Source organism: Vagococcus intermedius, assembly GCF_029144185.1.
Taxonomy (GTDB): domain Bacteria; phylum Bacillota; class Bacilli; order Lactobacillales; family Vagococcaceae; genus Vagococcus_D; species Vagococcus_D intermedius.
Genome location: NZ_CP110232.1, coordinates 1,226,788 through 1,249,009 on the forward strand (window position 1 = coordinate 1,226,788; position 22,222 = coordinate 1,249,009).

Genomic DNA, 22,222 nt, shown 5'->3' on the forward strand with positions numbered 1-22,222 from the left:
TAATACTAGAGTTAGAAGGTTACTAATAAATTAGTTGATAGAGGCTTGATAAATACCCTCAATAGATTGTTTTAAGCTTTCATTGAAGCTATCCTCTGATTGATTAGCTGTCAGACCTTCTGTTAAGGCGCGAGAAAAACTAGCAATCACGCCTTGATTTTTAGCTAATACTTGATTTGCTTCTTCTCTTGCATAACCACCCGATAAAGCAACAATTCGAATAATATTCGGATGTGTTACTAACTCTTTATATAAATTAATTTGTGTTGGAAGGGTCAATTTTAACATAACTTTCACATTAGGTTCTAAGGCATCTAATTGTTTTTTTAATTCCTCGAATAAGATAGTTTCTGCTGCCTCTTTTTCAGGGCTATCAATAGCTACCTCAGGTTCAATAATCGGTATTAGGCCTGCTCTTACTACTTTTTTCCCCAAATCAAATTGCTGGGAAACGACTTCTGTTATTCCTTTTTTGTTGGCTAATTTAATAACTGAACGTTCTTTAGTACCAAATATATGATAATTTTTAGCTTTTTCTAACAGTTTATCTAAATCAGGAATTTCTTTTAATAATTGAACCCCATTTTGTTCTTCTTGTAATCCTTTATCTATTTTCAAAAATGGAACTATTCCTTTTTCTTTCCATAAATAGTCAGCAGCTGGCATATTGGAAACATTTCTCTCCATCGTACCTTCAAATAAGATGGCTCCTACCACTTTTTCGGAAGTAAAAGCTGGGCTAGTCATAATTCTAGTTCTCATCTTGTGAACTAAATCAAACATTTCTTCCTCATTTTTGTAGCTATCTTCGGATAATCCATAAGTTTTTAACGCTTTCGGTGTACTGCCACCACTTTGGTCTAATGCTGCAATGAAGCCTTTACCATTGGTCATTCTACTTAGTTGTTCGTTATTCATTATAATTCTCCTTTACACGATAGTCTTAATAAATAAGTTTATAATTACTTACAAAACAAATTGTACCTCATTTTTCACAAAAAAACACAAATAACGCTCACATTAAACTTATTAAGACGTCTTATTTAATCGAAAGTCTTCTATATCAGCATTACTAGGCTTTCTTTTTTATACTAAAGGAGCTATTTATAAACTATTAGTCCTGATTTCATCAAAAAAACCAACTCTATTTAGAGTTGGTTTTTTATTATTTAGAAATACGTTTAAGATAAGTACATTCTTGCGTATTAATTTCTAATTTTTCACCTGCTTCGATGAAATCTGGAACGTTTACAACAACACCAGTTTCCATAATAGCTGGTTTACCAGAACCTGACACCGTAGCGCCTTTGATAGAAGGTTGCGTTTCTTTTACTTCTAACACAACTGTTGATGGTAATGTGATCCCAATTACTTCAGTTCCATAAAATTGAATTTTAACTTCCATGTTTTCCAACATAAATTTCAATTCATCTTCAATGACTGATGTTGGAATTTCATATTGTTCATATGTCTCTAAATCCATAAAATTAGCCATATCATCTTGTGCATATAAATATTGAACATCTTTACCTTCAATATAAGCTTTTTTTACTTTATCATCAGGTCTCATTGTTGTATCTGTTGTAGAACCTGTACGTACATCTTTAAGTTTCATACGCATTACTGTATTACCTTTACCAGGTTTGTGATGACTAGCTTCCATAACGCGGATTAATTTTCCGTCTTGTTCGAATGTCATACCTGATTTAAGATCACTAATTGCAATCATTTTAAAATTCCCCTTTTCTTAATTAAATAGAGATTATGTTAAACTATTCCTACATCATTGTAGCAAATTACACTCCGTTATTCTAGGGAAAAACGTATGAACCTTTATTATTTTTCTTATATTTTTACTTTTTTAGAAAGAAATTTTCGCTCCCTACTCATTTACTACTAAATAAGCCAAGCCTCTTCTTCTCTCTCGATGCTTACTAAGACTATGAGTTCTTTTTCAAAGATTGGTATTAAGGAAGTCATAAGCTCTTCTTTTGTTACTTCATAATTAGTCAACATAAAACGGGTAGTCTGTCTTTTATTTTTTCCTTCTTGCCACACCACTTTATAAATAATTTTCTTTTTATCTAATTCAAACATTCTACTCACTCCTTTAATTAGTTTTATGATTTAAATTTATACAAGAAAAAAAACCTTACAAAAGGTTTTTTACTATCACTAGTTATTATGAAGTAACTTACTTCTCTCCCCTTAAATATAAGTTACTTCATAACATATCCCTCATAACCTTAACTAGTCTTTTATCTTGATAATGATAATCTTTCTTACCATTAAATAAAACACCTCTGAATACAATATCAGAGGTAGCTACTTATAATCTCTAGTAGTTGATTAAGAAATTATACTTACATCATAACAATTCATTCACTTTAAAACATGCTTTTTTTTTGGTTAAATCTAACCATTTAGTGGGATTCATTTCATTTGTTTTTTGTTCTCAAACTATGATAACATTACTCTATTAATCTCGATAAACAGGAGTGATAACTATTTTTGAACTATTTTTAAAAAAAAATGAGATCAAAACGATTACAACCCTATCAAAGTTACATGAAAGTCACTATATTTCTAAATATGATTTATGCCAAGAGTTATCAATACCTTTAACCACGCTCAATCGTTACCTAGATGAAATTGATTCTATTTTAAAAACAGGACCTAACCTCCCTTATATCGAACGTGAAGGTCATATGATTAAATTATCTAGAAAACCTCAATCAGGTTATCGAAACGAATTGTTGCTAATAGTATTACAAACCTACCTAACTAATTCTTATGCCTATCAAATTATCCAATTAGTCTTAGCACATCAACACAGTACTATTGATGACATGTGTCAAAATATCTTAATTTCTCAAACCCATTTGTTACGACTGGTCAATAAATTAAATAACTATCTAAAAACACATCGCTTGATGATACGGAGCCAAAATAATAAACTTTATCTTGATGGAAATAGCATGGATACTTTTTTATTTTCTTTTTTAATGCATGACTATCATACTAAAATTTTTAAAACTTCTCTTTCTTCAAATGAAATTAATTCTCATACCCTGTATCAGCACTATTTTTTACCAGAAAGAGTTCTATCCTTTAATTCTGCCAATCAGCGCCGAGCTAAAAATTTTAAATACCTTATTGAAAATCACCTATCTGAGTTAAACAAATTAAGTTTTCCAGATTCAGAAACAGAGATACTTTTACAAATAATTGGCAAATACTTACCTATCTATAATCCTTTGACTGTCTCTTTTAACAAAAATGAGGTCACCTTTAATTATTTATCCTTTATGACTAATGTCTTATTTACAGAACTTCGACCGAAAGAAATAACTATTATGGGATTTGAAAAAATTGTAACACATTCGAACTCTTTTATTAAAGATGTCATGGCAATAGCGAAGCAAATTGAATATTTACTTCCTAAGTTGACCAAAGAACAGAAAATCTTATTTAGAGGAGAGTTTTTACTTTATTTTATCTACTATAAACTGTACCCTAGCGATTTGAAGAAAATATTTACTGCTGATCACCTGATTCAACATGCGAGAAGTCCTAAAGATTGTTTTTCCTATTTATCACTTTCAAAAGAACTTAAAAAAAACAAGCTTGTATTGAAAAAAAATTGCTTAGCTTCTAATTTATTCGCAGCTAATATCGCCGTTTTTAATCATTTTATCAATATTTTTTACTATAGCATCCATCAACAAAAGCTTTTTATTACATTAGATTTTGAAAATAATCTGGCATTTGAAAATTCTCTAAAGACACAATTAAAGCAACTTTTTAATGAAGATACTATTATTATTAATAACAGTCTAGCTCCTGCTGACCTCATTATTTCTGACCAATTATATCACTCTCCTGAAACAACTAATTTTTTTTATTTGCCAGATCCTTTTTCTAAAACCTGGAATAGAAATTTGTTAGCTTATATTAGTACCATCTACTTTGAAAAAATCATGCCAGAAATAAAAGAGAACTAACAATAATTGTTAGTTCTCTTTTATTTCTCCTAAGGTGAATTCGCCCACATCTGAAAGACCATTAATTTTTAAAAGGAGCTGATAGCGTTTTTTCTCATTAGCAGTGTTCACATAATTTGTCTCGATATAGGTTAAATACTCTGCTAATGTAGTAGCCTTGCTCTCAATCATTGCGAGGTACATAATACCTTCAGCCAATTGACTTTTTTTTGCTAACGTTACTGTATCAAGTTTAAAACTTTGCGTGATATCGAATGTTTCATCAACATTACTTTTATCAAATAAATCCATTAAGATACCTCTAACGGTTTTGTTCGTAGAGCGGCCATATATGGGCATCCCATCATCATTTATCAACGTTTGAACTTGTAAATCATGCCGTTTAGCCCAATGATAACCGTTATTGTATCTTGTTGTTTGAAATAATGCCCAGCCTTCTTTATAAGAAACACCAGTTATATCATTATAAGTATTGTGTTTTTGATAACCTTGAGGGGCCATCTTATCTCCTAGTAAACAAAACATGTTCCAATGGGCCCATTCATGTAAGATTTCTTTCAGAAGGTAATCATCTTCAAAATTATCTCCATTTCTAACAACAATATTTGGTTTACCTGCTTTTTGATAGCCTTTTCTGTAAAAGCCATTCCCCCGCCCTTTCTCAAAATCATACTCCCAAACAATATCAATTGGTTTGAATCTGACATCTGTTTTATTATTTAAGATTTTCTTTGCCAAAGAAACGCTTGCCACTTGATCTTCATACACCTGCACATAATAATTCAAAGCACGATTTGCTGAATGATAACGAAAGGCTAGTTTTTTCTTTTCTGATTGTTTGAAAGAAGTGAGAAACTCATCATTTATTTCACTAGTCTTGTCTGTTATGGTATACGGTATGACAAAATTATAAGGAGAATTATTAGGCTGAGTAATGTAACCCATTTTTTTATTTCCTAATTTAATAGAAAAATAGAGTGTCTGAACTCCTTGAGGAACATCTTTTAATAGTTCATTTTTCAATTCTCCCTGTTGGTTAAATTGTGTGTGCAAAAGTGGTTTAAGGGCTTTTCCTACTTTATAGAAAATAGTGACCTCTGCTTGTGAAAAAGGATAGGTTCGTGTTTTATTTTGAAAATATTCTTTAGGTTTAAATTTTATAATAGTAACTGTTCTTGTCACATCATCTGTTATTTTATCTGTTTTAACAGTGCCCAGCTCTGCTATGTCACTAATAATCGGTAATTCTTTTTCCAACAGACCACAGGAACTCAAGCAAACTAAACTAAGAAACAGCACGATCATTCGTGTCACTCTTTTCATAAATGACCAACTTCCTTCTTTAATATGATATTATTTTATTTTAACACCTGTCTTCTATTGATAACAAAAGCGATAATTCTAATATTTACAATTTTTGGATAAAAAAACAGATCACATTCTAGTGATCTGTTTTACTATCATTAAAGGTTCCGTCTTCATTTAACCCATTAATTTTTAATAAGTTAACAAATTTCTTTTGTTGCTCAGGTGTTTTAATATACATTTTTTTTATAAAAACTAGTAGCTCGGATAAATCACTAGCTTGACTGTCAACCATAGCTAGATACAGTAAGCCTTCAGCAAGTTGATCTTGTTTTTTTAAATTAATTAAGCCTGACATAAACGGACTAGTTATTTCAAAAAGGGTGGTATCATTTTTTACGCCATACAAATCTAGTAATACCCCTCGAACAGTGTTATTGGTTGATAAGCCTAAGAGTGGTATCCCGTCTTCAGTTTTTTGGGTTTGTACCCACGTAATATTTTTTTTTGATAAGCCATATTGGTATAAGTAGCGCATAGTTTGGAACTGTGCCCACCCTTCTTTATAGGACACGCCAAAATCGCTATTGTAACTATCATGCGATTCATAAGAGCCTGTGGCCATTTTATGATGACCAATGGCTTGATACATAGTCCAATGCGCCCATTCGTGAACGATATTTCCCTTTAGATAGGTATTAGTGAAATTATCTTTATCTCTGATAACAATGTTAGGATTTTGAGCCTGTTTGTAACCTTTTCGATAAAACCCGTTTCCCTGATTTTTCTCAAACCCTTTTTCAAATACGATATTAATAGGAGAAAATCTTATTTCGCGTTGATCGTTTAGTAATTTTTGTGCCATTTCTATGCAATTTTTTTGATCCTCCACAACTTCTACATAATAATTTAATGCCCGTAAAGCTGCACGTTGGGCTAAAGCGACTTGCTTATTATAATGCAAACTAAACGAGGTTAAAAAAACTTGTTTGATTTTAATTGTTTTTGATTTAATCGGAATTCTTATCTTGTACGTATAGGGATAATTTTTAGAATTGGTAATATAACCCAATTCTTTATTTCCCAGTGTCACCAACAAATAAAGATAATCTGTTCGTCTAGGAATTTGTGATAACTGAATCCCTTCTAAATAACCATCTTGATTAAAACAGGTACTAGCTAGATGTTGGAAATGACCATTGTTATTATAGCCTATTTCAACATCACATTTTTTAAATAATAAAAAGTCTTTTTTATCTCGTTGATACTCTTTAATCATTAATTTTTGAATCAAAATATCACGCATGTCAGGATGAGGATTTAATTCTTTTTTATCTTGAGGGATAGTTAGATACAAATCAATTCTGACTTGCTTTTCAACAATAGAGTAACGAGAGAGTAAGATTAAAAAAATGAAACATAGCATTATAAAAAATAATTGGGTCATAAATGGCCTCTTTCTTAATTACTATTGATTTTAATACCTTTATCTTAACGTGAATGACAATATCTTTCAAAACAAAAAATATAAAACAACAATATTTTGGATAATGACTGCTAGGTTAAAGGTAGCATCTTGTCTATTTTCATTATAACTTATTTTCAGTTTTTTTAAAAAATAAAAAAACAAGTATCTGAGTTAACATAATAAAAATACAGACTACTAGAAGCGAGTAACTAAAACTTTTCTGTATCGCCATATTGTTACTTTTTTCTGAAACGGATAATAAATTTATACCATAATTAAAGATAATACCTATCAAACAGACACCTAACATATTTGCAAAGTACATAATGGTATTTAACAGACCTCCACCAATTCCAGAAAATTTAAAAGGCAAGCAATTCAAAACTAAACCAACTAGAGGCGTAGTGCTCATCCCTAATCCGATACCATAACCACTGAGTGCTAGGAGTCCAACAGGCGTTAATAGCTCCCCATAATAATAACTCCAAAAACTAAGAGCAAGCACACTAAACAGCATTAGTGTCACTCCTAAATAAAGTAATTTTTTTTGTAATAGCCTCAATAGTTTAGCTGACCATAGTGAGGATAAAATAAAACCAATCCCCAAAGGTAAGAATACGAGACTAGTTAAAAGAACATCATAGTTTAATCGCCACTGAGAATAATAAGTGATGAGGAAAAAATAACCAAACATATTTATATATACTGCTAAAATGGTCAATAATCCCCATGTAAACCCTACTTGTTTAAAAATAATCATGTCTAATAATACAGTTTTTTTTAATTTTACCATTCTTTTTTCATGCTTTATAAAGTAACCAATCATGCCTATTCCACATAAAATGATGAGAAGTGATGTGCTAGCCGATTGTCTAATTTTAAAATAAAATAATTCGTATGCGATTAACGTTACGCCAATCATCAAGATAATAGCTCCCGTATAATCAATCGCATCTTTTTTCAAATTTGTAGATTCAGAAACTAACCCTAGGCCTACTAATATTAAGAAACAAAAGGGAATATTTATTAAAAAAATATTACGCCAACTTAAATTCCATAAATTCAAGTGCATGATTAGCCCTCCTAATATTAGACCAAAAGTAAAGCCAATTCCTGTTAATGCACCATAGATAGCAAATACTAATGAATGCTCCTCTTTTTTGAAATTACTTCTCATCAATACTAATACTTGTGGCTGAATACACGCACCAAATATCCCTTGTAACAGTCTAATGAAAATTAACTGCCAAGCAGATTGAGCAATACTTCCAAGCACAGCGGTCAACATAAAGCCAATGACTCCCCATTTTAACAAGCGTTTTTGACCAAATAAATCACCGAGTTTCCCACAAACAATAAGTGTTGCAGATAAACCCAAAGCATAACCACTAAGAATCATTTGTGCCTCTGAAAAACTAGCTATTATTTCTTTTTGAATCATAGGTAGTGCAACTTGTAACATATATGTATTAAGAGAAATCATTAAATTGGGTAATAAAATAATAGCCAAACACAACCATTTTTTGATTTCTTCTACTTTTTTATTGTTTAGTGACATGGATAACAACCTTTCCCTATATACATTATTGATCTGGGCTCATTGATGACCTCAATTTATTTTCTAACTTTCAACCGTTAGAAAATCAACATAACCCTATCCAATTTTTTTATTAAATATTCCGCGCGCAAGACTATTTAATACAAAAATATAAATAAAAACGACAGTAATTGAGAACGATTCTCAATTACTGCTTTATTCTATCTCACTTACACTTATCAGTCAACAAAAAAAGCAAACGAGAGTCTCGTTTGCTTTTTTGTTATTATGTCATGTTTGCCAGTAATAAACGATTAGTATTATTGTACATTTCTTTGTCTATTTCCCGTATCATATCCATATAATTTTGATTATTAAATACAATAATTACCTCTAATTTACCCTGTATTATTCTAAATAACAAACCTGTACGTAATGTTTCTCCCCAAACAATAGAAGATAATGTATAGTTTATTTGATCAATTGGGGATTGAACAGAATACTCTTTATCATTAATTATTATGGGATTATTTTGAAGTAAACTTATGTTTGCAAGAGGTAATTTTTTAAATTCACTAGCGATAATCTGTAAGTCTACTAATCTTGTTTGTTGTTCCTCTTTACATTTCCTACCAGTAATATTTTTAACAGTTATTTGTCCTAGTCCTTTTTCAAGCGCCATTTTTTTCAAGCCATTTTTAGCTTGAGAACGCGACCCCCAAATAGATTCTGCTAAACAGATCAATGCATCGGGTGCATTTAAATTAGCTGAATATTTGAGTAATTCTAAAATAGAATAACTGCTTCCTTGAACCAAACCTACTGAACGTTTACTTTTACCTGATTTTGGTGGATTTTCACTACAGATAGTAACATCTGATAATTTTATTTTATTTAAATTAATTAACTCTAATGTTTTTAGTACGATTAAAATATTTCCCATACCTAACTGATTATGTTTTAAACATTCTTGTGGCGTCAAGCTATCGGTTTCTTTTTTGATAATCGAGATTTTCTTTTTAGAATCACTCAACTTTGTTACCAAATTTGGTCGTATTTTTTTTATATCACTGTTACGACTAGAACCTTTTAAAAGAATATATGAGTTTTCTTGACAATTATCAACTACATAACTCAACAACAATTCTTGATTTGTAAAATGACCACCTCTCATTTTTGGAGGCAGCTCATCTTGCAAACAATCTATCTCTGGACCATATGTATAAACACTGTCAAAACCAGCATCTATCAATAGTGGTGCTAACGAACGATGGACTTCTTCACTATATTCACGTAAATTAATAATTCGTCCTAAAATAGCTATTTTATTTCCTTTAAAATTTGATAACTCTTTTTTTGAATAAGAAATAGCATTTTTCATTGATAATTGTTCTGCATTATACGTATCATCAATCAAAAGTGAGTTGTTGGGTAGAAATTGTTTTTCCAAAACATGTTTTGGCAATTTAAACTGATTAAATAATGAGAGATAACTATTAACATCTTCATTCAAAGCATACAAGGTACTTATTGTAGCTAATACGTTTGAAATAAAACCATCATCTAAATAAGGAACACTGAAACAATACTTGGTATTTGCTAAATTATTTTTGACTGTTAAGGTATAGGTATCATCTGTTTTCTCACTTTTCTCTAAAACAATATCCCCTCCATGTAAGCCATATGTCATAATATTAGTTGTATATTGTGACACCTCTTTTAACAAGCAATCAATCACCTCAATGTCTTGATTGATAATTACTACGCCATTTTCTGTTAAGCCTGAAGCAATTCTTGCTTTATAACTAGCCGTTTTTTCTTCACTTGTTCCTCTTTGTCCGATTCCTATTTGCGTAATCAAAGCAATATCTGGTTTGATCTCTTTCGCAATACCTGTTTTTCCATACCATAATGCTGCCATAGCTACTTCCAAAACTCCAAATTGATAATCAGATGATAACTTTGCTAACCCTGTTCTAACGGCTGTGCGACTATTTCCATAACCCATAACCTTATACTTGCTACGCAACAACTTTAAAATGAAATTTTGTGTACTTGATTTTCCAACAGTTCCAGTGATGGCAATTATTTTGCCTTCAAATTCTTTTCTGCACTGTTCAGAAATTATTGTTAAGGCTTCATAGGTATTTTTCATAACAAATTGAGGAATTTCTTTTAATTCTTCAATAGGTTTCTGCACAATCAATAATGACACATTTTCCCTATAATTTAAAACTAGTTCATGAGAGTCTGTCCAACTATCGTAGATACTTCCTTTTTTATTTCCGCTCCCTTTTAACCATGTTTCATGATCCATTGCAATAAATAAACTATTCTTTAAGCTGGCTAACTTAGTGGCATCAATAATAGTTTGATTGATAATTTCATTTCCCTTAGGCTCAATATACCAATATCCTTCTAAAAGTTGTTCAATTAACTTGACTTTCATTTTTCATGTCCCTCCATTAATCAATCTATTTTACTTTTATAATATTATATATGTTGCTAAGAGGATTTAATAAATCTATTTTTTTAAAATAAATTGGATAATAAAAAAAGCTACCTTTAGGTAGCTTTTTTTATATCAAACCATCACGAAATGATTGGATTCAACCTCAACCCATTTAGGTTCTTTTGTTCGAGGAATATTAGTAGGTTGTACTTTTTTATTTTTTTGCTGCTCTCTAGCCTTTATTGGGTCTGCAATAGTCATGGCAGATAATAATTTTTTAGTATAAGGATGCTGAGGGTTATCAAACAACTGCTCGGTAGACCCTATCTCTACAATTTGTCCCAAATACATGACCGCGATTCTATCTGAAATGTAACGGACCATTGATAAATCGTGGGAGATGAATAAATAAGTCAAGCCTAAATCTTGTTGCAATTCTACTAATAAGTTGATGATTTGTGCTTGAATTGACACATCTAAAGCAGAAATTGGTTCATCACATAAGATAAATTCTGGCTCAACTGCCACAGCCCGTGCAATTCCAATTCTTTGACGCTGTCCCCCACTGAATTCTCGAGGGTATTTAGTAAAATCAGATTCTGTAAACCCTACTTTTTTTAAGATATCTTTTGCCTTTTCTTCAGCTTCCCTCTTATCAAACAATAAATTTAATGGTTCTTTAACTTGATCTAACGCAGTTCTTTGGGGGTTTAATGACGAATAGGGATCTTGAAAAATAATTTGCATGCGCTTATGATAAGTTTTTCTTTCTTTTTTTGATAAATGACGTAGTTCTTGGCCATTAAAGTAAAGTTCACCACTATCGAGTTCTTCTAATTGTAAAATACTTCTCCCTAAAGTCGTTTTTCCACTTCCCGACTCTCCTACTAACCCTAAAGTTTCCCCGCGATCAATTGTTAGTGAAATATTATCAACTGCTTTAACAATCGTTTCAGTTTGACCAATATTATTTTTTACTGAGAAATATTTCGTTGCATTTTCTAATTTGATTAATTCTCGTGTCAATTGACTCAGCTCCTAACTTAAATAACGATGGGTCTCAGATAATGTCTGAAACTCACCCTTTTGATTGATGGTATCACTGACTAATTCTTGATTAGAAACAGCATATAATTTCCCATTTTTATCCCCAGAAGGAATTGCTCTTAGTAATTCTTTAGTATAAGGATGGGCTGCTTCATAAAAAATTTCATCAGTCGTTCCTTCTTCAACAATCTGTCCTTGATACATTACCTTTATACTCTGACACATCCCTGCTACAATACCAAAATCATGAGTAACTAAGACAACGGTTAGCTTTTCTTCTTGTTGTAAGTGGCGAATCAAGTCTAAAATTTGTGCTTGAACAGTTACATCTAAAGCTGTTGTTGGTTCATCAGCAATTAATATTTTTGGCTTAGCTAACAACGCCATAGCAATTAGGACACGTTGACGCATCCCGCCAGAAAGTTCATGAGGGTACTGGGTCATACGTTTTTCTGGTAATGAAATGCCTACTTTAATGAGCTCTTTAACGGCTATTTTTTTGGCTTCTTGTTTCGTAACTGAGCTGTATCTTCTCACCACTTCAATCAAATGATAACCTATTGTTCTTAAAGGATTTAGAGCCGTCATTGGATCTTGAAAAATCATAGCACCAGGTAAACGTTCGTTGTTTAAATTTTTGCCATCAAAGCTAAAAGAATCGACAGTCATTTTTGCATCTTCTGGTAAAATTGACATTAAACTTTTCATCGTCATACTTTTACCACTACCTGACTCACCAACAATACCGATAATTTCTCCTTTAGGTAAAGCTAAATCAATTCCTTTAATAATACTGACTTCCGGTCGATTTTTTTTAGTGATAGTGACCTTTAAATTTTTAATATCTAACAAATTATTTTCTGTTGCCATAATTAATTCTCCTCTCGAACAATATCACGGAAAAAATTACCCAGATTATTAAATGAATAAACTGTCATAATGATGAATAAACCTGGTAAGATTGCCATGTACGGTGCTGTCTGCAAATTACTTTGAGCACTTTGTAATAAACTCCCCCACGACGCAACAGGTGGCTGAATCCCAATCCCTAAGAAACTCAATGCTGATTCGGTCATAATAGCACCTGAAATACTCCCAGTAGCTGCCACCAGTAAAGTTGGGATAACAGATGGCAAGATATGTCTCTTAATTATGTTAACGTTGGTTTCACCAATAAAATTAGCATAAATAACATACTCTCTTTCTTTAATTGATAAGGTCTCAGCACGAATTAAGCGAGATATACTCATCCAAGAAAAACAACCGATAACAAAAATAATTGTTGTTAACCCTGGCTTTAATAAAACACTTAAGACGATCACTAATACCATCCAAGGAATTGAAGATAAAATATCGACAACTCGCATTAGCAAGCTATCTAACCATCCTCCGTAATAACCTGATATCAACCCAACTAAGGTTCCGATTAAGGTTGAAGCTATCATGGCTAATATCCCTACTAACAATGAAATACGTCCCCCATAAATGACTCTTATAAAATAATCTCTACCAACTTCATCTGTTCCAAATATATGTTGCAAACTTGGTTGTGCTGATATATTTCCTACATCTGTCATGTTAGGATCAATTGGTATAAATGGTGCGAATAGAGCTAACAATAATAGCAGGCTCAAAAAAACAATTGAAATAAAGTATCTTGGTTGATTTTTTAATACACGACGCCACTTTGTGTCTTTCCACATTATTTAGTCCCCCTTTGATTGATTCTTGGGTCAATTATTGTATAAAGAACATCAGATAATAAGTTACCAAGAATAACTAAGGTTGCAGACAGTAACATAACTGCCATAATTACAGGATAGTCTAATCCTTTAGTAGCTGTCATTAAAAACGGTCCGATACCTGGCCAGCCAAAGATACTTTCTGTAATGATGGCGCCAGTTACTAGCATGGGTAACGCCAAACCAATTTGAGTGACGATTGGTAAAAGGACATTTTTACTGATATGTTTCATAAATATTTCTTTTTTACTTGCCCCAAAAGATTGTTGAACCATCACATAATCCTCAGATAATTGAGAAAATGTTGAGGAGCGGACGTATCTTGTTAGATCAGGAAAAAAAGCGACTACAAGAACAAAATAAGGCATAATAAAATGTTTGAAAAAATCAATAAATGACCCCTCTTGCCCTACTGTATGCATGCCAATAATTGGCAGTAAATTTAGACGATAACCAAATAAATAAATCATAAGCATAGCAAACCAAAAAGTTGGCATTGAGATACCAATGGAACAGATACCATCAATCAAGCGATCAATAACTTTGCCTTTATTTGCTCCTGCCAGTAGTCCTAAACTAACCGCAATGATTAGTGCGGTTAAATAAGCAGGTAAAATAAGTTTAATTGTGTTAGGAATACGGGTTAGTAACTCTGAGCTAATACTTTGTTGCGTTACTAATGAATAACCTAAATCTCCACTTAAAATATTTTTCAACCATAAAACATATTGCACCAAAAATGATTGATCCAAACCATAACGTTGCCGTAAAAGATCAATTGCTTCCTGGGACATATTTGGTGTCGTAATTGCATCAATAGCATCATATGGTGCTAAATGTATCATAAAAAAAACAATAAATGATACGATTAATAACATTGGAATCACTTGTAATATCCTTCTAGTAATATACTTTACCATGTTAACACATCCTTTTTTTAAATAAAAAAGCTTCACAAAATGCTCTAGGCTAAATTGTGAAGCTTAAATTTATTAACAGTTAAATCTTAAGTCACTGTTTATTTAATTTTGATTTTGGATAGGTCTTCAAAGGTATAAATTGGGACTAAACCTGATTCCTTAATGCCCTCTATCCGATTATTGACAGCTAAAACCTTCCGACTATCGACAATCGGATAGATAACTGCTTCATCCATTAGCTCTTTTTGTAAATTTTCATAAATGATATGGCGTTTTGCTTCATCTAACTCTATGGCGCCTTGGTTGAATAAGTCATCAACCTTTTTATTAGCATAATGGAAATAGTTTGCCGAACCATCTGATTTAAATAGTGAGGTATATAAATCTGGATCTGTTCCCATAATATAACCACCGATAAACAAGTCATATTTTGTTGTATCTGATTTTTTTAGCTCAGCAAACATTGCTGTCCCATCACCACCAGCTAATTCGACTGTAATACCCACTTGCTGTAATTGCTGTTGCATTAAAGTAGCTTGTAAAGTTTGAATAGGATCATCTGAAGCAAATGCTAAATTTAATTTTAAATCTTTTGCATCAGCTTCACCTAATAAAGTCTTAGCTTTAGTTATATCTGTTTCATACTTTTCAACTTTGTCAGAATAAAAAGGGTTGTTAGGTGGTAAAAATGAATAGGCATTTTCATAATATTTATCTGACAAGTAAGCAGCTTTATTTAAATCATCTTTATTTAGAGCATAAAAAATAGCTTGCCTTACTTTGACATCCTTTAATTTTTCTGAATTGTTATTTAAACCTAAGTAACCGACACGATTTTCACTATATTCATACGTATCTAGCTTAGTCCCATCTAGATCTTTAATATTGTTTGGAGAAATATATGAGGCATCTACCTCACCTTTTTGCAACGCGACTTTTGTAGTATCCGCACTACTGATGATTCTTAAATTCACCTTAGGAACGGTTGCTTTATTACCATAGTAAGTTTCATTAGCACTAAATTGTAAATATTCACCACGTTGATACTTATCTAATTTATAAGGTCCAGTTCCAACTGGTTCTCCTTTTAACTCGCTACCAGAAAAATCCCCTTCTTTTTTAAAAATATGCTCTGGAATAATATAAGTTTCTGTCGCTATATTATTGATAGCCGCAGCATTTGCTGAGGGTAAGTTAAATTTAACTGTATGTTCGTCAAGTTTCTCGGCTTTGATCGGCTTGTCATCAATCCATAGCGTATCAGCTCCGCCATTCTCTTTTTTCACTTTCTGTTCATAAGTAAAGACAACATCATCCGCTGTAAAGGGTTGCCCATCTGACCACTTAACATTTTCTTTTAATTCAACGACTAAAGCTTTACCTTTGTCTGTAGGTTCAAGCTTTTCTGCTAATTCCATCTTTTGTGTTCCGTCGCCTTCAACTCTCACTAACGGTGAATAAATCATGTTCGTCACAGTTAATCCCCAGCGATCACTTACATTGATTGGGTTTAGAGACGTTGGGTCTCCATTAATAGCATAGGTAAACGTATCTTTATCTGTTACCTGTGCTTTATCTGATTTCTCAGATTTCTGATTGGTAGAACACCCCCCCAACACCAAAGCTCCTAACATTAGTATAGGGATAATCTTTTTCTTTTCCATCAAATCTCCTACTTTCTAGATGATCAATTGATTTAAAGGATCTTTTAATCATTTTATTATAATAGACCTCAGTATAACTGACTCTTAATTGCTACGTCAATTAATTAGGTGCTATTTGCTTACAAAATGTCAGAAAAATTATATAAGAGCTATAAAGCACTCTTTTTATGATTAAACCAGAGGTTTAAAACGTTTTTATCAAGAGGACCGGCGATATTATCAGAGTTAATTTTCTTATAAATACAATTATTGCTTTTGAAAAAAACATTAAAAAATAATGAGTTAAATTACGAATAAAAAAGATAGCTATGCCACTTATCACGTTCAGTCGCATAACTATCTTTTTATTAAACAATTAGATTTAATATTAATGCTCCCGCTAAACCAACAACAGAAATAATTGATTCTAACATCGTCCAAGTGGCAAAAGTTTCTTTAATAGAGAGGTTGAAGTACTCCTTAAACATCCAAAATCCAGCATCATTAACATGGGAAGCAATTAAACTCCCAGCTCCTGTTGCAATAACCATTAAAGCTGGATTGGTCCCTGTAGCGGTCATTAAAGGTGCTACTAAACCAGCTGCTGTTAAAGCAGCTACTGTCGCTGAACCGAGACAGACACGTAAAACTGCTGCGATTAGCCAACCTAAAATCAATGGCGATAAGCTAGAACCAACAAATAAACCAGCTACATAGTCACCTACTCCACCATCGATTAGCACTTGTTTGAATGCTCCGCCACCGCCTATAATCAATAACATCATGGCGATTTGTTTGATTGCATCTTCAGCAGATTTCATAATCGTTGTCATTTTTTGCTGACGTCTAATTCCCATAGTATAAATAGCAAATAATAAGGAAAGCAACATGGCCATACCTGGCGTTCCAAGAAAAGCAATTACTTGATCTAACATCGGTGACTCTTCTGTTATTTTCCTACCAATTGCTAATTCGTAAGCGGTTGCAAGAGCCATTAAAATAACTGGAAATAAAGAAGTAAGCGTACTTATACCAAAACTAGGTGTCTCTTCTAATTTAAATACTTTTTGTTTGCCTAGCGCGGTGATATTTCCTTGTTGTGAAAAGGCAGCTGGAACCAACTTTTGAGCGATTTTTGTATAGAGTGGCCCGGCGATAATACTTGTGGGAACCGCTATCACAAATCCATAAACTAATACCATCCCAATATTAGCGTCATAAATTCCTGAAATTGCTGTTGGAGCAGGATGAGGTGGTAAAAAACCATGTGTTACTGATAAAGCCGCTGCCATAGGGATTCCTAAGTACAAAATAGAAACCCCTAACTCGCTAGCAATTGTGAAGATGATTGGTATCAACAAAACTAAGCCAACTTCAAAAAATAAAGCGATCCCAATAATAAACGATGCCACCAATACAGCTAGCTGTATTCGTTTTTTACCAAATTTACTGATTAAGGTTGTCGATATGCGATAAGCTCCACCCGCATCAGCTACCAACCGACCTAAAATAGCACCAAAACCAAAAACTAGTGCTAAATGTCCTAATTGACCGCCAATACCATTTTCAATCGTAGTGATTATTTGAGTCAAAGGCATTCCTAATCCTATAGCAACTACTAATGAGACAATAACTAGTGAAACAAAAGTATTTAATTTAACCTTCATAATTAAAAATAATAATAGCAATATACCTATACCAACAATGATTAACTCCATTTTATTGACCCTCCATTTTATTCATGACTTCCATGTTTTCGTTGAAATGCTGAGATGGCTGAAAATTCTTCCTGTAATAAGCGTGATGATCTAATGAAAATAGGAAATAATTCGCGATAAATCCCATAATTGTCCTCATTAGGGATATGTTTTTTTGTAACACCTACCATCTTGTCTACCTCAGTTAAATCGGCGATTAAACCTAAACTCTTCATCCCTATTACAGCTGCCCCTAGACAAGAACTCTCATAACTTTCAGGGATCGTTACTTCTTGTTCAAAAATATCTGCTAAAAGTTGTCTCCATAACGCTGAGCGTGCAAACCCACCTGTTGCTTGGATTTTTTCTGGTCGTCCTACTAATTCTTCGAGAATTAACATCACAGAATACAAGTTAAATACAATTCCTTCTAAGGAAGAACGTACCATATGTGCTCTAGTGTGACGTGTAGTTAATCCGATAAATGATCCCTTCGCATTGGCATCCCAAAGAGGTGCTCTTTCTCCACCTAAATAAGGATGGAAGAGTAAACCTTCCGATCCAGCCGGGATTTTTTCAGCAATTTGGGTCAAGATTTCATAACTATCTACTTGCATCTGTTCAGCTGTTATTTTTTCTGGAGCAAACAATTGATCTCTCACCCACCGGAAAACAATTCCACCATTATTAACAGGCCCACCGACTACCCATTTGTCACGTGTCAATGCATAACAGAAGGTTCTACCTTTAACATCTGTTACAGGTTTATCTGTCACCATTCGTACAGCCCCGCTTGTCCCAATTGTTAAAGCAAGTGTCTTACCATCAATAGCATTTACTCCTAAATTAGATAAACAGCCATCACTAGCTCCTATAACAAAAGGAACCGTTTCAGGCAAACCAATTACCTCAGCATATGATTTGTTTAAACCTCTTATTTGTTCAGTTGTATCAACTAATTCAGACAATTGATCCTCATGTAAACCGAGCTTTTCTAATATTTTATTATCCCATGATAATGTCTGATTATTAAATAAACCAGTTGCTGAGGCGATCGAAATATCCACCTTGAATTGGTTAAACAACTTAAAAAAGACATATTCTTTAATACCGATAAAATGCGCTGTTTGTGCATATAAATCTGGTTGTGTTTCTTTTAACCACAGCATCTTTGATAATGGAGACATAGGATGAATAGGCGTCCCTGTCCGATGATAGATGGCTAATCCTTCTGCGCTATCTTTTAAATTATCTGCTTGCTTGTAACTACGATTATCAGCCCATGTCAGACAACGTGTTAATAGTTGGTTCTGATCATCCAATAAAATCAAGCTATGCATCGCACTAGAAAAAGCAACACCTGAAATCAACTCTTTTTCTTCGCCTGATAGTCTGATAACTTCTGTTAAAACATCAATTACCGTTTCGAAAATTTCATCAGGATCTTGTTCTGCCATATCTGGTATCTCTTGATATAAGGGGTATCCTTTATTAGCAGATGCTTTCACCGTTCCTTTTACATCGTATAGTACAGCTTTAGTGCTAGTTGTTCCTATATCTACACCTATCATGAGCTTGTTCTTCATTAAATCCTTCCTCCTGTTACGTAATTAAATTTTATACTATCATACAGCAAGACGTATGACGTCGTATCTCTAAAGAGAATGATAACGCTTCCTAACTGATTAGTCAATATAAAAAACAGCCTCTTTATATAAAGAGGCTGTTTTTTATATTGATAGTTCTTTTTTATTATATTGTAAATGTTGATACATTGCTTCTTTTGCCGCTTCTGAATTCCCAGATTTTATCGCGTCAATTATTTTTCGATGCGTTTCAATTGTTTCTTCTTTCAAACTTCGATGAGTTAAATCAATAAATAAAGAGATAGCACTTTGAATAATGGGAATCAAACTAGGAACAACAAGATTTTTACTGGCCTTAGCAATCAACGTATGAAACTCAATATCCTTCTCCTCATGATTTTTATTATTTTGAATTAAATATTCAATCTCTAGACATAATTTCTCCATCTCAATAATCTCATCATTAGTCGCATACTGGGCAGCTAAGGCAGATATATTAGGTTCCACCATTAACCTAACTTCCATTAGATCATGACTCAATTTTTTTTTATCTGTTATAAAAGTTAAGCCTAAAGGATCCTCAGTTAAGCCAGGGTTATCTGAGACAAAAGTTCCTAAACCTCGTTTTATAACTACAACATTTCTAGCAGCCAATAGCTTGATTGCTTCACGAATCGTCCCTCTACCGACATCTAATTTACTAGCTAAGTCAAATTCATTAGGTAGCTGATCTCCTACTTGATATTCTTTAGTCATAATCAATTCTTCAAGTTGTTTCGCTACTTGTTGGGCTAATGATTGATTTAATTTTTCTTCTTGTTTCAACATTATAACTACTCACCTCATTTTTAGTACTCACGCTCTATAATAAAATAACCTCTGCAGTTGAGCGGACTACAGAGGAGATAGAAAAATCTTGGATTATTATGAATCTTACATATAGTTTAACAAAAATATAAAGCCCTTTCTATATAGATTGATGGTTGTAAACAATTTGTAATATATCTTAAAAACAAGCTAAGTATTTAACTGATTAGCTATTATGTGGTTATTTTTATTGAAATAATCGTTTTCATAAGACACTTGCTTTAGCTTTTATATATAGTATAATATTGTAATGATTACAATTATCAAAAAAGAAATCGAGGGTTTTTCATGCTGATTAACTTATTCTTGAAAAAAAATGAAATCCGGCTTATCTTAATTTTAGCTAACTTATCTTACGATAAACCAATGTCTAAAACTAAGCTTTGTACGATGTTAAAAATTAATCCATCTTCATTAAATAGAGATCTATTGGCCTTGCATGCTTTTTTAACCAATCAAGTTATTTACGACTTACCGAAATTAACTATTGTGGATAATCACATATTGTTAGAAAAAAAAGCAACCTATATTAATAAAAATACATTGCTCACCCTTTTATTAAAAGAGTTACTTCTCGACTCTTTTGTATTTCAGATTATTGACACCGTTGTTAGAAATAAGAGTGTTTCTGCACTTGAAGTTTCCGATAACATTTCTATTTCTTTAAGCTATTTAAATCAATCACTTACAAGCTTAAATAAATTTTTAAGTCCCTATAAAATCAGAATACGAAACAAACAAAACCAACTTGAAATCATAGGTGCTTTAGAACATGTCTTTTTTTTCTCTTACTTGTTTATTGAAATGAGTAACAAACTTTTTGAAGAAAAACGGGAAAAAATTATTTTTGAAAAAGTTCCAATAGCGACATTTTTACATAAACCTGAGATGATTAGCATGAATTCACGGGAAATGTATCAATTTAATACATTTATAAAATTAGTTCAGCTTTATGAACTAGAGTTCAATCAATTTACTTTAGACAATCCAGATATTGAACAAGCTATATCTGATTATACTGATAATGTCTATTTTTTTAACTCTAAAATGAATGATTCCATCAGAAATCAAGAGGCCTGTAATTTTCTGAATTTTCTATCTAGTATTTTATACGCACCTATCAATCATCGTCGTTTTCATTTGGAACCTTTTGAAAAAATGAAAGTAGAAAAAACAAATTTCATGGGTGAAACATTGAAACTTAGTGCCTTTCTCTTGACTTATGTTCCCTTTATTTCAGAGGAAGAAACAAAATTAATAGAGTATGCCACTTATCTATATGGGTTGTATCTATCTATTTTTGGTGTTAATATATATGAATTATTTGACCCTACTTTTTTAATTAAGCAATCAACTTCAGCCGCTCAAAAAACATTTCCAACTATTACGTTACCGGATACCTTTGAAAAAAATGCTGATCATTCTGAGCGATTTGATGAAAATAGTCTACTTTATCCTATCTACCTCAAGCATTCTCTTCTTTTTTCTGAATTAATTACTTATTTACATAGAAAAGAACTCGCTACCTCGCTCTCTATTGTCTTATATTTTCCTGACAATCCAGCATTTCAATATTATTTAACACAACGGTTGTCACAGATTTTTCAAGCTGATACATTTACGTTGACACAAGACACATCTCAAGCTGATATTATCGTCTCTGATCAATTTCATTTTAATAATACTTATCAATATTTTTATTATTTTCCAGATCCCAAATCGGAGACCTTACTAATTGATCTTTGTCACTTTATCTCTAAAACATATCTGACAATCATCTATGAAAAAGGGCATCAAAACATCGCCTTATTAAATCATTCTATGATCTAATAAAAAAAAACCTCCTTAATGAAATAAGGAGGCTTTTTTTTATTAAACTATTTTTGAAATTTCTATTTGTTAAAATTAACCTTTTTATCCCGAGAATTTTGGTCATTTCCATGTTTGAATCAGG

The 22,222-nt window shown here is 32.3% G+C and carries 17 protein-coding genes; 2 read left to right on the forward strand and 15 right to left on the reverse strand.

Annotated features, from left to right (window positions below; all coding sequences use genetic code 11):
- Nucleotides 1-30 precede the first annotated feature (30 nt).
- The 3 genes from OL234_RS05660 to OL234_RS05670 all read right to left on the reverse strand — a co-directional run bounded on the left by OL234_RS05660 (nucleotide 31) and on the right by OL234_RS05670 (nucleotide 2,097).
- A complete protein-coding gene (locus tag OL234_RS05660; RefSeq protein WP_275468276.1) occupies nucleotides 31-918 on the reverse strand; it encodes a fructose bisphosphate aldolase in 888 nt (295 codons plus the stop codon).
- Between the two features lie 247 nt (nucleotides 919-1,165).
- A complete protein-coding gene (gene efp / locus OL234_RS05665; RefSeq protein WP_275468277.1) occupies nucleotides 1,166-1,729 on the reverse strand; it encodes an elongation factor P in 564 nt (187 codons plus the stop codon).
- A gap of 167 nt (nucleotides 1,730-1,896) precedes the next feature.
- Entirely contained in the window at nucleotides 1,897-2,097 is a 201-nt protein-coding gene (locus OL234_RS05670; RefSeq protein WP_275468278.1) for a hypothetical protein, read from the reverse strand.
- Between the two features lie 401 nt (nucleotides 2,098-2,498).
- Between OL234_RS05670 and OL234_RS05675 the strand changes: the two genes are divergently transcribed.
- The gene (locus tag OL234_RS05675; protein WP_275468279.1) at nucleotides 2,499-4,004 is read left to right on the forward strand and encodes a helix-turn-helix domain-containing protein; all 1,506 of its coding nucleotides are present in this window, start codon (nucleotides 2,499-2,501) and stop codon (nucleotides 4,002-4,004) included.
- Nucleotides 4,005-4,013: 9 nt separating this feature from the next.
- Here the strand turns inward: OL234_RS05675 and OL234_RS05680 are convergent, their stop codons facing one another.
- The 12 genes from OL234_RS05680 to OL234_RS05735 all read right to left on the reverse strand — a co-directional run bounded on the left by OL234_RS05680 (nucleotide 4,014) and on the right by OL234_RS05735 (nucleotide 20,229).
- Entirely contained in the window at nucleotides 4,014-5,327 is a 1,314-nt protein-coding gene (locus OL234_RS05680; protein ID WP_275468280.1) for a hypothetical protein, read from the reverse strand.
- 118 nt (nucleotides 5,328-5,445) lie between these two features.
- Nucleotides 5,446-6,756: a hypothetical protein gene (locus OL234_RS05685; RefSeq protein ID WP_275468281.1), complete on the reverse strand. Its 1,311-nt coding sequence runs from the start codon at nucleotides 6,754-6,756 to the stop codon at nucleotides 5,446-5,448.
- 142 nt (nucleotides 6,757-6,898) lie between these two features.
- Nucleotides 6,899-8,335, reverse strand: a complete 1,437-nt coding sequence (locus OL234_RS05690) for an MFS transporter (protein ID WP_275468282.1) — start codon at nucleotides 8,333-8,335, stop codon at nucleotides 6,899-6,901.
- A 265-nt stretch (nucleotides 8,336-8,600) separates the two neighbouring features.
- Nucleotides 8,601-10,763, reverse strand: coding sequence for a Mur ligase family protein (locus OL234_RS05695; RefSeq protein WP_275468283.1), 2,163 nt, complete (start codon nucleotides 10,761-10,763; stop codon nucleotides 8,601-8,603).
- Between the two features lie 135 nt (nucleotides 10,764-10,898).
- On the reverse strand, nucleotides 10,899-11,792 hold the full coding sequence (locus OL234_RS05700) for an ABC transporter ATP-binding protein (RefSeq protein ID WP_275468284.1): 894 nt from the start codon (nucleotides 11,790-11,792) through the stop codon (nucleotides 10,899-10,901).
- A 12-nt stretch (nucleotides 11,793-11,804) separates the two neighbouring features.
- Nucleotides 11,805-12,683 carry an ABC transporter ATP-binding protein gene (locus tag OL234_RS05705; RefSeq protein WP_275468285.1) on the reverse strand — a complete coding sequence of 293 codons (879 nt, stop codon included), beginning with the start codon at nucleotides 12,681-12,683 and terminating at the stop codon, nucleotides 11,805-11,807.
- Nucleotides 12,684-12,685: 2 nt separating this feature from the next.
- Nucleotides 12,686-13,516, reverse strand: coding sequence for an ABC transporter permease (locus OL234_RS05710; protein WP_275468286.1), 831 nt, complete (start codon nucleotides 13,514-13,516; stop codon nucleotides 12,686-12,688).
- Nucleotides 13,516-14,475 carry an ABC transporter permease gene (locus OL234_RS05715; RefSeq protein WP_275468287.1) on the reverse strand — a complete coding sequence of 320 codons (960 nt, stop codon included), beginning with the start codon at nucleotides 14,473-14,475 and terminating at the stop codon, nucleotides 13,516-13,518. Before OL234_RS05715 ends, OL234_RS05710 begins: the two co-directional genes overlap by 1 nt.
- 98 nt (nucleotides 14,476-14,573) lie before the next feature.
- Nucleotides 14,574-16,139 carry an ABC transporter substrate-binding protein gene (locus OL234_RS05720; protein WP_275468288.1) on the reverse strand — a complete coding sequence of 522 codons (1,566 nt, stop codon included), beginning with the start codon at nucleotides 16,137-16,139 and terminating at the stop codon, nucleotides 14,574-14,576.
- Nucleotides 16,140-16,486: 347 nt separating this feature from the next.
- Nucleotides 16,487-17,836, reverse strand: coding sequence for a gluconate:H+ symporter (locus OL234_RS05725; protein WP_275468289.1), 1,350 nt, complete (start codon nucleotides 17,834-17,836; stop codon nucleotides 16,487-16,489).
- A gap of 17 nt (nucleotides 17,837-17,853) precedes the next feature.
- Complete coding sequence (gntK, locus tag OL234_RS05730) at nucleotides 17,854-19,401, reverse strand: gluconokinase (RefSeq protein WP_275468290.1); 1,548 nt, start codon at nucleotides 19,399-19,401, stop codon at nucleotides 17,854-17,856.
- Nucleotides 19,402-19,545: 144 nt separating this feature from the next.
- A complete protein-coding gene (locus OL234_RS05735) occupies nucleotides 19,546-20,229 on the reverse strand; it encodes a FadR/GntR family transcriptional regulator (protein ID WP_275468291.1) in 684 nt (227 codons plus the stop codon).
- Between the two features lie 345 nt (nucleotides 20,230-20,574).
- On the opposite strand from OL234_RS05735, the gene OL234_RS05740 reads away from it, so the two are divergent.
- A complete protein-coding gene (locus OL234_RS05740; RefSeq protein WP_275468292.1) occupies nucleotides 20,575-22,098 on the forward strand; it encodes a helix-turn-helix domain-containing protein in 1,524 nt (507 codons plus the stop codon).
- Nucleotides 22,099-22,222: the final 124 nt, after the last annotated feature.